Here is a 15,987-nt window from a genome sequence, read left to right on the forward strand (position 1 = left end):
GGTAGTTAAACGCCCATAAATAGTAGTATAGTTGTTTAGTATTTATACTTTAAACTATGAGACACTTTGGACAGATTCTAAAAAAACTAAGGAAGTCACGTGGCTTAACTCAAGAGCAACTTTCCCACAAGTTAAACTTGAGCAGGAGCCAAATCAAAAACTGGGAAACTGATCGATACCAACCAGATATAGATACTTTGGTTATTATCGCCTCCTTTTTCAATGTATCGGTAGACGTGCTTATTGGCTTCAAGAGTGATTTTGAAGATGAACCACTACAAGAACTATTATCCAATGTTCAAACAACGTATACGGCGTTGAATGAACATCAGAGAGAACGTTTCTGTAAGCAAGTCTCCGTATTAATCGATATGCTTGAAGATAATCAAGATATATTCTGATTTAAGTACATTGTAGAAGAAAAGGTTTCCATTGGATAGTGGTAAAAATTTACAAAATATCACAAATCCAACCAACAGGACTAATTGGTCCTGTTTTTTATTTTTCTTCGACAAAATATGACAAAATAGTTGTAACCGTTTCTGTTATTATGTTCTAGAAATCTTACATTTAATCACTGGAGGAACTACATAATGGGTAAAATTTTTAAGTTTGGGTGTTTAGGAATCATTGCTTTAATCGTACTTGGTGCTATCGGAGCGGCATTCGGCGGAGGAGACGACAAAGAAGAAAAAACTTCTTCTGATCCGAAACAAGAAACACAAGCTCCAGCTGCTAAGGAAGAGCCTAAAAAAGAAGTTAAGAAAGAAGAACCTAAAAAGGAACTTTCTAAAGAGGGTGAATCCTCAAACGTTAAAATCGCTGTTGGAACTGTTGAAACTTTAGAATCAGTTGGTTCAGAACATATAAACGAAAAAGCACAAGGTGTCTTTAAAGTTGTTGAATTAACTCTTACAAACAATCAAAAAGATGCAATTACATTAAGTAGCAACAGCTTTAAATTAGTTGATAACCAAGATCGTGAGTTTTCTCCTAATTCTGCTGCTCAAATCAAATTAAACGTAGCAAATGGCGGTAATTCTAAGTTTCTATTAGAAAAACTAAATCCTGGACTGTCACAAACAGGTAAAATCGTATTTGATGTACCTAAAGATGTGCAAGGTCTAGTATTAAAAGCTCGTGGCGGCATGATGGGTAAGGAAATTACATTAAAAGTTGAATAATAAATTGAGCACTCGAAAGAGTGCTTTTATTTTTTCTCAATGAACAAAACTACTTAACGTGATAAAATAATATTTGGATGAGAGTCCAATACATATTATTAAAATTAAAGTGGTTATCAAGTCGGAGGAAGGCACCTGTAGGTGTCTTTTCTTTTTGTATACTATAAAATTTCACGTACTATATCCGTTGTGTAAAACCTAATTCAGCGATAAGGCCTATTCTACCATCCCCCACCATAATAAAAACCCCCTAAATAGGAGGTTTACTATAAGAATTTATATAATTTGTATACTGTTTTTCTTGATACTCCCATCTTTTCTGCTAGTTGTTTTTTATTTAATGATGGATTATCTAGAATTATATTTTTAAGCTCATCTACCTTTTTTTGTCGTATTTCCTCTTGTTCTTTTAAATATTGTTCTCTTGGTATAGATTGTCTTGACTCTCTTTTTCTTATTTTATCAAGTTCTCTACGTTCCTCTATAGACATGGGAACGACATTATTCCTTTTTTTACTACATATTGTTATTTTCTTATTCTGCGAACCTTTTTTTCTTCCACCTTTGTTAGCTAACCCATTATTTATTGCATGTTTCATATTCTCTTCATTAGTCAACCATTCTAAATTACAAATACGATTATCTGTTTTTATACCATTGATATGGTTTACCTGTGGCTTATTATCTAAATTAGGGATAAAAGCATTGGCAACCAAACGATGAACAGTTAATGTATGACGTTTATCTACTGCATTTAAACTAACAATACAATATCCTTTATTAGTTAGACCTGGGCTTAAAATCTTACCACGTACTTTTTTCTTAATTCCTCTATAATCAACTACAATTCTATCTAATGATCTTACTCTACCTAAAGAAGAAACTTCATAAATTCCTTCATAACCAGAAACAGGCTTCCATAACTCAGTAATCACCAATAAAACCCTCTTTCTAAAAAATAATATAGTCCAATTACTACAGGTTTTAAAAGACACACCAGTGCGCACTTTAAAATTCCAAGTAGAAGTCCATATATATACGGTTTTAGAAGATTTACTAGTGCGCACTTTTATAATTGCTTCTTCAACTTACGTACATATGACTCAGAAATACCCATGATTTTAGCTATTTTACGTTGCGACGCCTTCGGATTTGCTTCCATAACCTCTTTTAATTGTGATAGCTTGTCCTGTTTCTTATCATTCTCAGCTGCTAGGTATTCTTCACGAGTGGCAACACCTTCAGCACGTCGCTTCGCACGCTTCCTTTCCGTGTCACGTCGTTGTTTCTCCACTTTATCTATTAAAGTACTCATTTTTTCTTTTTCATCTTGTGTGAAATCAATATTAAGTTTACGAATTACCGTATCATTTCGCATTGGTTTAATAATGTTCGGCGGTAATCCCGTACGCTTATAATCATTTTTCGCGAATTCATCAAAGAAAATCATAGCATCCTTATACGCATTCTTTGCTGTACGTTCCACTTCTTTTTTCGGTTGCGGATCAGCAAGCTTTGCATTTAACTGGAACGTCATTTCTAACGTCGCTGCTTGGTTCTTAACGATTAAAGCCGTCGTAAATGAGTAAATGTATGTTAAATCGTTTCGATTCTCTATAACGCCGTTTCTAAGCTCTACAATCATTTCTAAATCAGCTTTACGCTTCGTATTTAAACTGTAGAGGTCCATTACCCCTTTACGTGCTGGTAACGTCGTTAGAGTGCCTTTACGTTTCGTCTTACGCTTTTTCTCTAGTGGCGGTACATATTCATATAGTTCTTGTAATGAATACTCTCTTTCCGTCCATAAATCCACTGTGATTTGTTGTCCGGTTTTACCATGAGTGCTATATGGCAAACGGAATACACGGGATAAATCAGAACATGATCCGTCTGCACCTAGCGGCATAAGCATTTTTACAAAGTGATTTGTTATGTATTGAGTTAAATATGCCATTTGTGGAGCAGCGCCCCCACTTATGCTATAAACTAATTGCACCCCTCGACCATTCATAATGATATTTGGGCACGGCAATGATCCACTGAATACGAAATCATGCAATTGTTTTATCACATACTCTTTTGAGAGTCCTATTTTATAAAAGTCCAAGTCTACGCCTATATTTCTTATTTGCTTCAAATCAGCCGTTTTACGACTTCCGTGTTCAAATGCATTAAGAGATAGATAGACATCTTTTAGACCACGTTCTGATGCTTTTAACAAATGCTTTAAATCACGTAACCCATACCAAATTTGTTTATGTTGCTCGTTACTTAAATCAATCGTAACAACATATCCTGATTTCTTCCGTTCTGATAAGTAACATTCATACCAGGAATCAATGAATGTTTCCTCTTGCGGCTTCCGAATTGCCACCGACATACAAATAGCCTCCTTATACAAATAAAAGGAAGCTACACAAGAATATATTACACTTTACCTGTCTAATAGTTTTTGATATTATATAGACAGAAGTTAATAAACACCAAGAATTTTCTTGTGTAACTATTTGAAGGATCCATTCTCAAACTTTGGTCGGGGAGAGAATGGGTCCTTTCGTCTTTTATTCCGTTTTTTCTACAATTATTGTAACGCAAGATTCATATACTTACAAGGACAGATGACAAGCCTAGCGCTTGTCTTTTTTTATTTTAATAGCAGGTAAACACTTGTTGTTACAGAATTGATAAGCAATATGTTAAATTGACAAAAACAAAATGATATGTTTTCATTTTGTTATTATTACAACTACATAAAAATAATGTATAAATTACATTACGTTAATATTAACGTTAACATTAAATTGACGTAAAAATAACGGAGGTGCCTAAATGGCTTATAAATTAGCTTTTGTACAGAATAAAGGCGGTGTTTTGAAGTCTTCAATGACAGTAAACTTAGCTGGTCTTTTTGCAAAACAAGGTAAGCGAGTATTAATCGTAGATGCCGATCAACAAGGTAACTCTCTTCTTTCTTTCGGTAAGAATCCAGATAAGTATCGTACGACTTTACATGATGTATTAGTTAACTTTGCTCCTGCTAGGGAAGCTATTGTAAACGTCTATAAAAATATTGATATTCTTCCTTCTAATGAAATGATGAGTTTCTTAGATTTCGACATCCTACCAAACTTAGATAAATACATAAATCCGTTTTTACTTCTAAAAGTAGCGTTAATGTCTGTTGAAGATGAATACGATGTAATTTTATTCGATAGCCCACCGAGTTCAGGTTTAATCCAAAGTAATGTTATTTGTTGCACAGACAGAATTATCATTCCTTTCCAACCAGAACAATATAGTGTGCGTTCTTTAATTAAAATCATCGATGTTATTAATCAATTCAAACAAAAGCACAACCCGAATTTAGACATCGCTGGAGTAGTTGCTACACTTGTTCAAAAAAACACGAAGCTACATACAGAAGCGATTAAACAAGCGAGACAATTCTGTAATAAAGAAAACGTGCATTTCTTTAATGCTAATATTCCAAGAAGTATTTCATTCGCGAACTCAATCGCTTATAACAAATTACCCCTTACTTTAGCTAAAAAAGATACTGAATTCGCATTTTACTACAAAAGTTTATTTAAGGAGTTGAATGAACATGAGCAACCGCAATATAGCTGATTTGTTTGGTGACAGTGCAGTTAGAAATGATGATGATAACAATACACAAAAACAAAACGAAGAAGTGACATCAGAAGAAACGAATGACGTTAACGTTAATATTAATGATAATGTTAACGAAACGTTAGAGGAACAAAAACATAATGATAACAAAACAGAAACAAAACATAAAATTAATGATGTTATCGAGAATGACGATATCCTTGGATTCCTGAAAGAAGAGCAAGAGAAGAAAGTAGTTGGGTTCCATTTAGATAAAGATGTAAGACAAGCTTTCCAAAAGGTATTAGGGAAGAAACCTCAACGTGGGGCACAATCAGAACTTGCTAATAGAATTTTCCGTGACTTCTTTGAAAAGAGAGGATTGCTATAAACTCTACATTTTGTAGGGTTTATTTGTATTACTATAACGTTAACATTAATGTTAACGTTAACAAAACATTGCTAATACGTATTTATAATGTTTTGTTTTTGTTTTTGTTTTCAATCAAAGAAAAAAGCCCTTCATTGGGCTTTTTATTCTATATTCTTATACAAGTACATAACATAGATATTGCCTGTTACCCTTGTAACTCTTCCCATCTTCGACCGTACAATTGGGTGTGCAGTTTAGTTAGGGAAGAGTTACTATATTTCTGTTCAACAGGTGGTTTCATTTGTCTACTCAACATACTTGAAAGAAAAACCACCTGTACTCTTCCTTTCGCCATTCAGTACTTTATTAATGTGTTGACGACATATTCCATGTTCACGCGCAAATATCGATTTGGAACTTGCATATAATTTTTCGCCCGTCTTTAGATTTGTAGCTTCAAACCTTTTATGTCTTCTTTGATTGTTTTTTTGTTCAAAACTTGTAGCCCAAGTGCAATTTCTTTTTTCATAGTTTCCATTCGAATCTTTTCTTTCTAGCGTTGTTTCTTTTTCACCATGCTCTTTGACATGCTTTTCGTAACTTTCGTACATATCAGCCATGAAATTTTCGAATGTATGCCATTCGTCACACATTTTTATCCCTCGACCACCGTAGTTTTTATACGAAATGGAATTTGGGTCGTATATTCGCTTTCTAATATTTGCCCATATTCTATAAAATCTGGTTTGACTCATTCCATGAGAACGAGTCATATTTCTAAATTTATTTACAGAAAAACAGCCACAAGACCTAACTCTTCTACTATCTTTTCTGATTAAATCACTTCTTCGGACATTTGTCTCTTTGCCACATTCACATAAACAATGATAAAAAATCAAGTTTTTATTATTAATTCTTTGTCTCGCTAAACTAATTACAGTTAACAAACCGATTTTTTCTCCTATAAGTTCTTCCGGGCTAGCCATTGAATCTCCCCCTTTTCTTAATTTTATCAAACGCGGCTCATAATATAAAGTAACCGTCTTTTTTATTTTTGTAACTCTTCCCAGCTTCTACCGTACATTTCCGCATGTTGGATAGTTAGGGAAGAGTTATTATATCGTTCCTCTTCATCTCTCGGCGGCAGCATATGGACCATAAATGCATGTAATGGTTCTTTTGTATTCAAAATAGCAATTGAATAATGTTTAGGCGTTCGTAATGCGTCCTCTATTGTGAAAGTTGGATGCAATCTTTCTTTTGCGAGATCAAAAGTCCCTTTATGATCGTTGGCAAATAAGAACTGATTCACGCCACCAGCAATAAGATTATCCCGTAAATAATCCGGCAATTTACCCCAATGATGAAAAGCGAATATTGAACCCAATCGCTCTTTTCTGCCCTCAGTCGCTATGCGTCCCATTAATTTAGCAAGACCCTTTGATTCAACCTGCTCCGGTTCGTTAAAAATTAGGAAGCAGCCGTGTCTATCCTTATCTTCCTCACTCATTAGCATTCTAGTCATTAACACCTTTAAAGTAACCCAATGAGCTAATATATTACTAGCTGCACCTAATTTACGTTTAGGCATACGGATGATAATTACTTTCCCTTCCTTCATCCATTTCTCGAAATTGACGTTTTCTTTTGGTTGTTGGGCAAATATATCGTGTAATGTATCATCACCAAAAAACATATTTAGTCTGCTTAAAATAGCATCACACTTATTACTTAATGCTTCATTATCTCCCCACTGCAACAACTCTTTTGCTAGTCTTTCGTAACCTTCCTCCAGTAACTCACTTATTCTATCGACACGGAAATCTTCATCCTCAATAATTTTCTTAATGTTAGAAAGAGATCCTTTGCTGGCTTTTGCTGCTTCCATTAAATATTTCTCAGAACGTGCTAAACCTTCTAGATTCATAAAATCAATCATTTCTAAAGCAAAGCGCGAGCCACCTTTTCTTCCTAATTTCTCTATAACTTCCGTTAAATCCATCGGGATGATATAGTCCTCATTTGATAAATCTAAATCAATTATTTTATCAGGTGGTAGTAGATCGCGTATTCCATCAGCCATTCCTTTATGGCCGGGCTGACATATCCAATCAGGAATAACAAATGAAATATTATGTTTCATTGCACCTTCATAAACAAAATTTTGGATACTATTATCTTTTCCGCTCCCTTGTTTGCCAATGAAGGTATATCCGCAATAGAATTCTTCCTTTTGATCCGCTTGTAAACCAACATTAATTTTCTTGTCTTTATGTTCTGCATAACCAATCAATAGATTTTTAGGATTTTGCAGCACACTTGGAATATCCGTTTCCGTTCTCTTTTTCACACTTAACGCTTCTTCATACCGTCTTTGTAGCTCCGCTGTAGGCATTTGCATTGCTAACTTAGCCATTTCATCCGTTGAGATTAAATTAACGTTACCGTTCATTTTTGTGCGTTTGGAGAGGTGTAGTGTATTTAACTCTTGGAGAACTTCTTTCTTTCTGCTCTTTATGTTAATTTTAACGCCGTGTAATTCGTTATTATCCGCTATTTCGCTAAATGAGAGGGATAAGGTTTCGCTTATCGTTTCACGCGTCAGACGGTCTTGTGAGTGCGCTGCTATGCGTATATGACTTTTAAAAACGGGATTGTTTAATTTTTCACGACTTGCATTACTAATATGGCGTGAATTAATCTCATCCTCCAAGCTAAACGGATTTTCAACTACTTTCCCTTTCTCATATGACTTATTGCTTTTGAAAAAAGTATTCGCCAAAGCATTAAACAAATCCGTAATTAAGAAATTCACTTCATTCACGAAACCTCCAAGCGCCTGTTTTGAAGCGCCTAGCACCATCCTAGAGTTAATTGTGGCTCTTTGCGGTACTTTTCCTTTAGAAAGTTTCTCGTAAGCCCAAGACGCGTTCTTAATCCACTTCTGACGGTTCTCTGCTTCATTACAGATACTTAGCCTTGCAAAGTCTCCATCAAACTGTAATTCGTCTATTGTGTTCATAACTGCAGCAATCGGTGTCTTCTGCTCATTCGCGTTTGTGTTCAAGCTGAATATATCGTGTTTTAGATACTTCAACTCCTGGATAATCGTATTTTCTTCCGGGACTTGTATTTGCTCAAGAGAAGCTTCTTTTATGGTGACACTCATCTTATTTTCTAATTTTCGTTTCAACTTAGTTGCTTGGTACTCTGAAGTTGATACATAAAACTCAATTTTCTTTTGGCCGTTCTCTTGTTTAAATATCACATCGAACCAAAACAGATCCTTTTCACGGTATACAAATCGTAGTCCATCGCGTTCTAAACGTGTTCCTGGTGATTCATACATTTCGTACATCTTATAAATGGCTTTCCATAATCGACGCGTGTTATTTGTAACATTACTGTGTGGAATAATACGGTACACGACCATTTTGTTTTGCTGTGTTTGAAAGAAATCAGACCACGCTATTGTTTCAGTACGTTTCCACCACTTCTTTTTCTTCTTTGGTATTTCTGCCGGCACACCACCAAGATAAAGCGCGGGGTAATAAAATTTCTGCTCATGATCCGGTAAAAACTCTTCTTTCTTCTCATCCACTTCAAACACCTCCAAGGATTGTAAGTGCAAGAATCAAAAGAGCTGCATACCAACTTACTGTCTTCATAAGGCTCCCTTTCCCTAACATGGATGAAATGATGATGAATGCGCCTGCTGCGATTGTGGTGTATCCCATAATGTCGGGAAGGCTTACAACAAACCAATTCCATAACAACACACCGCATTCTTTAATGGAATGACCAATCGGTTTTAAAATGAATTCTATTTCTGTATGAATGATGCTATCGCTAAAATCGTTTAGTATATCCATAAATGATCCTTCCTTTGCCTTCTCACCGATGTAACCACCTGCATTTGCTAAAACCATTTGACCACCATCTAAGATGAATTTCATGATGCAATCCCCCTTATATTCCTTGTAAAAAGTTTCTGATATCAATCGCATGCCGAGCGAGCACATATCCACAAGATACACCAATAAGAATTTCTAACGCTTTTGTGCGATGCCCCAAAGCCCAACTTGCTCCACTAAAAATAATGACAAGTACTACTCCTGCATCAAACGCATTCATAATCGCGCCGTGGACATTTCCAAAAGTGCTGTTAACTGTGGCCGCAAACGCCGCTTTGGGTAGAATCGTGATAAGTGAACCGATAGTACCGGTAGTAACTCTTTTTAATACGGTAATATCACTTTTCTCCTTATTTTTGTAACTGCCATCCATAAACGAACGGAACGGTATTACCTCTGTTTTCGCCATGATGTACACCTCTCACATGTTATTTTTTTAACAGGACATACTAACGGTAAATCCTTAAAATTGGAGGGATTAACAATGCATGTAGCTATTGCTGTAACAGTAGGAGCAATTATCGGTACATTAGTTAATATTTTCGTGGGCTAGATGGCATAAATGGCAGTGAACTTGGAGAAGTTTGCTGCTTCTTTGTTTGCGATTTAAGTTGTTGGATTCTTTCGGATGCAGTTGGTTGCGATTTTGGTTTTGAAGGCGCAGCAGGAGTTAATGTTTTTTCTGTTTTAATTTCCGTTCCCTCTACTTTTGGATGTTCAGATTTCCTTGTATGCTCTTTTTCTACTTCCGCAAGACTCATAGCTTCCCAAATAAGTTTCTTCACGTATCCGCTAAAATTACGGCGTTTAACGTGTTGCAACATTAATCTATCTTTCTCGTTCTTCTCGTTGAAAGCTACTGGTTTGCTGAATTTAGCCATCTATAACACTCCCTTTTGGTAGTAGCGGTAACATCGCTTTGTTAAAAGGTATTTCGTGCGGCTTGAACAATATTCAATCTTTTTTGAAGTTTAGAAAGTTTAATTTTTGGACAGGCTGATTACAAAAAATAAAAGGGAGCGTTTAATCATGTTTGGTTTAGGTAAACGCAGATCTAAATTCGGGAGATTTTTAGATAAGAACGGAATTTCTCAACAAGATGTAGTAAGGGAGAGTGGAGTGAACAGAGGAACAGTCAGCAGAATTTGCCAAGGGGATGCTTTTTCTCCTTCTATGAAGAATGGGCAAAAAATCATTAAAGCCTTAAGAAAACTTACAGGTAGAAATATAGACTTTGATGACTTTTGGACTATGTAAAATGATAATACCGCTATTACTAAAATAGGCATAAAAAATAGCCCTACTTTTGCAGTGGACTTGTTGGTTAGCTATAAGCGCGCTATACGCTATTAGCTATATGTCGGGAACGTAAAAATATTGCATGTACATAAAATATTTTCTCAAATAAAAAAAGGCCGCCCAAAAGGACGGCTCTTTTCTCGCTCAAACTATTCTTTTGTATAGAAGTATTTAAGTCCTTTCGTATCTAACCATGCTGTTGCTCGATCTAGTTCATTCCCTTGGCGATATGCTGTTTCAAATCTAACTAATCCTTGTTTATCTCCATATGAGATAATACGAGATTCATACCCAAGAGCATCCATCATTCCTAACATCTCAGGTACTAACGCTGTACCAAACTCATACGTAACAACTTTGCTAAATTTATTCACTGTAATCTCCACCTCTCTGTTATTTGTACTTGATTGAATTGTTTTGCCAACAATAACCTCAGCTACCGCTTTAGCTGCCTTGTCAAAGTTAGCACGGTATTTTTGCATATCTGTTTCATTATCGATAAAGCAGATTTCTGGAAGTAGTCCGGTCTTCGTTTTATTAATCCAACCTAATTCTGTTGAAAACTTAATTCCTCTATCTCTTAATCCAAATGCATCGGCCATCGCTTTTGAAATTTTAGCTGCTAATTCTCTATTACCGTATGAAGGATGTAACCACACTTCACAACCTGTACCGCCTGGAGTGGCATTTAAATGGAACTGCAAATCTACATCACTATCTTTAACTCGTAAGTGGTTATTGGCTGCATTATTCCAAACATCGTATTTTGTCGTTCCTACTTCGTCAGAACAGTTCACATAATCCCATCCTGCTGATTGTACATATTTAGCAACAGCATCTAAGAAACGTCTATCCTCCACATGCTCGATTCCGTATTGACTATTTGCTCCTGGTACCTTTTGATTATGACCACCTGAACCTGCAAATTTACCCATTATTCAACATCTCCTTTTTGATTATCGTCATGATCTGACCAAATACCTAAAGCGATACCAACAGTTAGCAAATAAGGCGCCAGTTCATCTAAGAAACTCTTAGCTTCTGGCACACCAAATTTCGTAAACAAAAATCCAAGCAAAGAAAAAACCGCAACCCATGTTTTCCAGTTGCGGAATCGTTTTTTGATATTATTTTTTGATTGATTCATTACTAATCCATCTCCTTTTCTACATTGTCCAGTCTTTTATGAGCTTGTTTTGAGCTTTCTTCAACTCTTGTAACACGCTCGCTAAGCTGCTGCATTTGTTTTTCGTTCGCTTTTAAATCAATACGAATGTCATCAACACCTTTGCGAATGTATCCCAATTCCGCTTTCATTTCTGCCCCTTGTTGACCATCCGCTTTAATTTCTTTCGAGCGATTTAGTGCGTAAGAAAAGTATCCAATTACTGCTGATACGATTGCGATTAGTACTCCAATTTCAATTGTCATAACTTCACTCCTTAGTTCAAAATAAAAAAGCCCACCATTGTGCGCTTGTACCAACTTATAATTCAACTCCTGAAATTGTAACTGCAATCGCCCCTGCTGTACCTTGAGAACCTGTGATTAGGTCGCCAGCTTCTAATACACTAGATAGTCTATAAATGACTGTATCATTAGGAGGAATCTTTTTCCCTGCTATTACTTCAGTTCCATCAAATAAGATTGTTAATGTTGCTTCTGTACCGGATGTATTTGTAACTGTAATTTCTTTTACTATGGTCGTTTTTCCTGATGTAGCAGTAGCTAATGTCGCTGATGCCGTTCCCGGTTTGTTGTTATATAACTTTTTCGGTGTAGCCATTCTATCCCTCCTTATATACTCATCCAATGCAAGACTTCATTATCTTTGCTTCTTATTTCATTATCATTTGCCTGTAATTTCACTTCATTGATTGCTGCTACAATTGTAGTTTTGACTGTAGTTGTTAATCCGCTTAAAGCCCCCAACTCACCATCCAATTCATTAATTGCAGAAACTAATGTGCTTTTAGCTGTTGTTGTTAATGTGATTAATGAGCCATGTTCACTATCAAGCTCATTAACTGCAGCGACTAATGTAGTCTTAGCTGTTGTGCTCAAAGTACTAAGTACACCTAACTCCTTGTCCAACTCATTAATTGCGTCCACCAGTGTATTCTTAGCTATTGTCGTCAACCCTGATAAAGATCCAACTTCTTTATCTAATTCGTTTATTGCTAGTACTAAATTAGATTTCGCTGTAGTTGTTAGGGTTGATAATACACCCAATTCTTTATCTAATTCGTTAATAGAAGCAACGATCGTTGTTTTATCAGTTGTTGTCAAATTAGACAATAGGCCTACTAAATCAGAGTGCATAGCTTTTTCTTGCAACTCTTTTAAAGCTTCATAAGTTCGATTGAAAAACCAGTCAAAATAAGAGGCTGGAGGTCTTTGTGCAACCTTCCAGCCTGTATCTTTTAATTCCTGAGGTGGCTCAATCCCTTTATCAAGCCATTCTGGAATTCGCGAAATAAACTGAGTCATTTATCCCCCTCCTTTTTTATTTATTTAATCGAATCAAATCAATAATGTACCAAATATCACTTTCACGAAATCCACCTTCAGGTTTGCCAGGCGCAAAAACTGGTGAGTTAGAAATTAATAACTCATAATGATTATCCTTTATAATGTTTTGCTCTCTTTTTACAATTTCATTGTTTTCATTTTTATATTCAATCATCACTTCGACATGCTTACTCAATTTATTTTCTGTGATAATTGCTAATTCTTCTTTTATTGCTCGTTCGATTATATGAATCTCTTTTACTCTTGGGATTTCTAAATATATATCTCTACCCATTGGAGATTACTTCCTTTCTACAATTAAATTAAATTATCTTTGTTAATCGTATTAATTGCTGTAGGATCAATATTGATTTTATCGCTATGAATATTTAATCTCGCATTATTATTTGTAACAATGATGAAATTAGAAGCTGTTATATAAATCCCGTGTCGCGGGTTTTTTGTGATTGTAGTATTAATATTGACATCCTGAGTATTCATAACTCTTATGCCATCTAATTGGTTATCAAATGCTGATAAATTAGATATTTGATGAAAAACTCCTCCATCAATTAAAATCCCGTAATAACATCCATTCAAGTCCACTTCTAACGACATAGTATTGTTGCATGAAATCAAATGAATCCCATTACTTGCGCAATTTTTAACGGCAGCAGAAATATTAATTTTCGAACAATCCAACATATAAATGCCAGCTCCGATACATGTACTAACTTTTTCTTTCGTCAATACCACATCATCTACAGCAGTAACTTTAATCCCTTCTTTAGCAGATCCTTTAACCTTGTTGTTTCCTAACAAAACATCCGAACTACGTTCAATAGATGATAAACTTTCTATTCGAATCGACTCGTTTAATGAATTGTAGACCTCATTCCCGTCAACGATTAATCCATTAAAATGCTTGACGTAAACACCGTAGTAAGTAGGAGATTCAGATTTATTGTTTCTTATTACCAAATCAACCAACTTAGCATTAGAGCCATCGCAAGAAATTCCTGTATTCACACCTCGAGATTGATTATCTTCTAACCTAATCCCTTTTTGTTCTGATATTACATCAAATGTTGTCACTTTATACGCATCTGCTGTTGAACCGTGAACATCATTATTTATTACAGTAATATATTGTCCTCGGATTAAAAAACCGCCATTACAACCCGCCGCTTTATTTCTCTCGAATTTCCAATACATACAAGGCTCATGGCAATCGAACCCGTACCCTATAGAGTGACTTCCCTTATTTCCAATAACATCAATAAATACAGTAGGTATATTTCCTCCTCCGCTTATCCAATGACGGCAATTGCGGAATGAATTATTTTTAACAGTACCAAACCGCGTTCCTGCGCTTAAACAAATTCCATACCCTGTGTTTCCAATAGATAGACCAGCAGAAGTACAATCTTCGATTTTACAACCTTCAATATCGATACCATAAACTGTATCCACTAAAATTCCAGTATCCTCTGCTCCTGTAATATGAACGTTTCTAATTTTTATATTTCGTCCATATTTAATTTTAATTCCTGTATGAACACTTCCTACCCCTGCCATTTTTATAGATATATTTTCTATAACGATGTTTTCGATTGGAGTTACCTTTTTGATTTCTGTTTGAAACTTTGCATCATAAGAAAATATAGTGAATTCATTTAAAGTTAACCTTGTTTCACTTTCAATATGTTTAACAGTTACAAGTTCCCCTTTTTTCCATAATGTTGATGTAGTTCCAGGTATATATGGTTCCAAACTAGTAATGTAGAGTAAATCTCCTGACTTCAATCCCTGTGTGGATTGGACAGTAAGTGTGGAGCTCCATTTTGGTATATCAACAGGAATGGATACAGGATCACCAACACTTCCTGAAAGTTCAAATGCAAATCTTTCCGACAATTTATTTCCATAAGGTAAATCTGTTGCATCTATAATTGTTTTATTCTTTAAACCGACTATTCGAGTGTTTGGTTTGAATTTAATACTGTCACTAATTTTACAAGCTTCATTAAAATGAAACTCTGGATTCTCATCATTTAACATAGATACTGCCCGTTGGATTCTAGCGGTATCATCATTTTCTGGGATTTGAATTGGATACTCCGCCAAATAAACCTTGCTTTTTTTTACACTATTTATTTTTTTAATCTCTTTGTTATACTCTGTCTTATGGACTGCGTTATCCTGTAGTTCTTCAACTGCTTTATACGTAGTATGATGCATAAAGTTCATGTATTCAGCTGGAGGCCGTTCATTTTTCTTCCATCCTTCATCCGCTTTGCTAAGTGGCGGTTCAATCCCTGGCGCGTTCCAATATGGTAATCTTCTCTCGAATTCTGCCACGCACATCATCCTCCCTTACCATGGTTTTAATACGTCATTTGTGCCGTCTTTAAAAGTGTTTAGTTTAAAATAACCACCTAACTTACCACCTTGTCCCTCTTCAAAGTTAGCAAAACCTGTTTCATCATCCATTTGGCTATCTTCTGTACTACTAAAATAGAAATTTTCAGGGTAGAAAAATTCATTAGATACAGGTTGCCCAAAGCCATGATCCTTATCATCTTGTATTTGGTTTTCAAAGTCAGAGAACATAAAGGAACCAACAAAGTAGATGTCAGCATGAACACCACCTACAACTAATTCGTTTACGATGTATCCGAAGTCTTCTATGGCTATTCCTAAATTCAGGACAAACTCCATGTCAATTTCGATATGCAAACCGACTGGTTCTCCTGATTTCCATTTCTCTTTGATTCTTATATGTTGCTTTTCTACACCCAAAATAAAAGACAAGAATCGTAGAATAGTTGGAATCGTACCATCAGAGTTATTACGAATAATTCTCGCTTTTATAAGCCCTCTGAAAGTATCATCATCAAATCCCATACGATCTTGCCCTATGTTGCGTCCTATATAATCAAGCGTTACTCCTTCTGCTTGATCTATATCTCGCCAATCATGTATTTTGTTTAGTAAATCTTCATTTTCTTGAATATGATGTGCTGCTAACCTCATCATTTTTGAAACATTACTATTTTCATCCCGACGATAATTATCAGTGATCCTTTTGATT

The 15,987-nt window shown here is 35.4% G+C and carries 20 protein-coding genes; 5 read left to right on the forward strand and 15 right to left on the reverse strand.

The features are described 5' to 3' along the window. Positions 1-56: 56 nt before the first annotated feature. Positions 57-401, forward strand: coding sequence for a helix-turn-helix domain-containing protein (locus tag RCJ96_RS25790; protein ID WP_001215553.1), 345 nt, complete (start codon positions 57-59; stop codon positions 399-401). A 192-nt stretch (positions 402-593) separates the two neighbouring features. After that, a complete protein-coding gene (locus RCJ96_RS25795) occupies positions 594-1,184 on the forward strand; it encodes a DUF4352 domain-containing protein (RefSeq protein WP_446699873.1) in 591 nt (196 codons plus the stop codon). Positions 1,185-1,450: 266 nt separating this feature from the next. Here RCJ96_RS25795 and RCJ96_RS25800 read toward each other — a convergent pair whose 3' ends face one another. Further along, positions 1,451-2,119 (reverse strand): NUMOD4 motif-containing HNH endonuclease, encoded by a 669-nt coding sequence (locus RCJ96_RS25800; protein ID WP_446699874.1) that lies wholly within the window; start codon positions 2,117-2,119, stop codon positions 1,451-1,453. A 134-nt stretch (positions 2,120-2,253) separates the two neighbouring features. Beyond that, a complete protein-coding gene (locus RCJ96_RS25805) occupies positions 2,254-3,567 on the reverse strand; it encodes an AsnC family protein (protein WP_446699875.1) in 1,314 nt (437 codons plus the stop codon). 449 nt (positions 3,568-4,016) lie between these two features. Here RCJ96_RS25805 and RCJ96_RS25810 point away from each other — a divergent pair, with 449 nt between their 5' ends. Next, a complete protein-coding gene (locus RCJ96_RS25810; protein WP_416504633.1) occupies positions 4,017-4,814 on the forward strand; it encodes a ParA family protein in 798 nt (265 codons plus the stop codon). Next, positions 4,792-5,187, forward strand: coding sequence for a hypothetical protein (locus RCJ96_RS25815; protein WP_446699876.1), 396 nt, complete (start codon positions 4,792-4,794; stop codon positions 5,185-5,187). The genes RCJ96_RS25810 and RCJ96_RS25815 overlap by 23 nt, the downstream gene beginning before the upstream one ends. A 287-nt stretch (positions 5,188-5,474) precedes the next feature. Here the strand turns inward: RCJ96_RS25815 and RCJ96_RS25820 are convergent, their stop codons facing one another. The 5 genes from RCJ96_RS25820 to RCJ96_RS25840 form a co-directional block, all read right to left on the reverse strand. Next, positions 5,475-6,155 (reverse strand): hypothetical protein, encoded by a 681-nt coding sequence (locus tag RCJ96_RS25820; protein WP_446699877.1) that lies wholly within the window; start codon positions 6,153-6,155, stop codon positions 5,475-5,477. 62 nt (positions 6,156-6,217) lie between these two features. After that, positions 6,218-8,770: an ATP-binding protein gene (locus RCJ96_RS25825; RefSeq protein WP_446699907.1), complete on the reverse strand. Its 2,553-nt coding sequence runs from the start codon at positions 8,768-8,770 to the stop codon at positions 6,218-6,220. Between the two features lies 1 nt (position 8,771). Beyond that, positions 8,772-9,125 carry a hypothetical protein gene (locus RCJ96_RS25830; protein WP_446699878.1) on the reverse strand — a complete coding sequence of 118 codons (354 nt, stop codon included), beginning with the start codon at positions 9,123-9,125 and terminating at the stop codon, positions 8,772-8,774. 13 nt (positions 9,126-9,138) lie between these two features. Beyond that, positions 9,139-9,492, reverse strand: a complete 354-nt coding sequence (locus tag RCJ96_RS25835; protein WP_446699879.1) for a glycosyltransferase — start codon at positions 9,490-9,492, stop codon at positions 9,139-9,141. A 124-nt stretch (positions 9,493-9,616) separates the two neighbouring features. After that, the gene (locus RCJ96_RS25840) at positions 9,617-9,964 is read right to left on the reverse strand and encodes a hypothetical protein (protein WP_446699880.1); all 348 of its coding nucleotides are present in this window, start codon (positions 9,962-9,964) and stop codon (positions 9,617-9,619) included. A gap of 148 nt (positions 9,965-10,112) precedes the next feature. Here RCJ96_RS25840 and RCJ96_RS25845 point away from each other — a divergent pair, with 148 nt between their 5' ends. Next, a complete protein-coding gene (locus RCJ96_RS25845) occupies positions 10,113-10,340 on the forward strand; it encodes a helix-turn-helix transcriptional regulator (RefSeq protein ID WP_098672002.1) in 228 nt (75 codons plus the stop codon). Between the two features lie 191 nt (positions 10,341-10,531). On the opposite strand, the gene RCJ96_RS25850 is transcribed toward RCJ96_RS25845, so the two are convergent. From RCJ96_RS25850 to RCJ96_RS25885, 8 genes are read right to left on the reverse strand one after another with little or no spacing between them, the layout of a single operon-like run. Beyond that, positions 10,532-11,317 (reverse strand): N-acetylmuramoyl-L-alanine amidase, encoded by a 786-nt coding sequence (locus tag RCJ96_RS25850; RefSeq protein WP_438879126.1) that lies wholly within the window; start codon positions 11,315-11,317, stop codon positions 10,532-10,534. Beyond that, a complete protein-coding gene (locus RCJ96_RS25855) occupies positions 11,317-11,529 on the reverse strand; it encodes a hypothetical protein (RefSeq protein WP_446699881.1) in 213 nt (70 codons plus the stop codon). Before RCJ96_RS25855 ends, RCJ96_RS25850 begins: the two co-directional genes overlap by 1 nt. 2 nt (positions 11,530-11,531) lie before the next feature. Further along, positions 11,532-11,813, reverse strand: coding sequence for a hypothetical protein (locus tag RCJ96_RS25860; RefSeq protein WP_446699882.1), 282 nt, complete (start codon positions 11,811-11,813; stop codon positions 11,532-11,534). 55 nt (positions 11,814-11,868) lie between these two features. Next, positions 11,869-12,168, reverse strand: a complete 300-nt coding sequence (locus tag RCJ96_RS25865) for a hypothetical protein (protein WP_416504640.1) — start codon at positions 12,166-12,168, stop codon at positions 11,869-11,871. A gap of 11 nt (positions 12,169-12,179) precedes the next feature. Then, complete coding sequence (locus tag RCJ96_RS25870) at positions 12,180-12,872, reverse strand: hypothetical protein (RefSeq protein ID WP_446699883.1); 693 nt, start codon at positions 12,870-12,872, stop codon at positions 12,180-12,182. Positions 12,873-12,888: 16 nt separating this feature from the next. Next, entirely contained in the window at positions 12,889-13,188 is a 300-nt protein-coding gene (locus tag RCJ96_RS25875; protein WP_416504642.1) for a hypothetical protein, read from the reverse strand. A 23-nt stretch (positions 13,189-13,211) separates the two neighbouring features. Next, entirely contained in the window at positions 13,212-15,254 is a 2,043-nt protein-coding gene (locus RCJ96_RS25880) for a right-handed parallel beta-helix repeat-containing protein (RefSeq protein ID WP_416504643.1), read from the reverse strand. Positions 15,255-15,269: 15 nt separating this feature from the next. Then, positions 15,270-15,932: a DUF2612 domain-containing protein gene (locus tag RCJ96_RS25885; protein WP_416504644.1), complete on the reverse strand. Its 663-nt coding sequence runs from the start codon at positions 15,930-15,932 to the stop codon at positions 15,270-15,272. Between the last annotated feature and the right edge of the window lie 55 nt (positions 15,933-15,987).

Source organism: Bacillus sp. BSL6, from assembly GCF_052928345.1.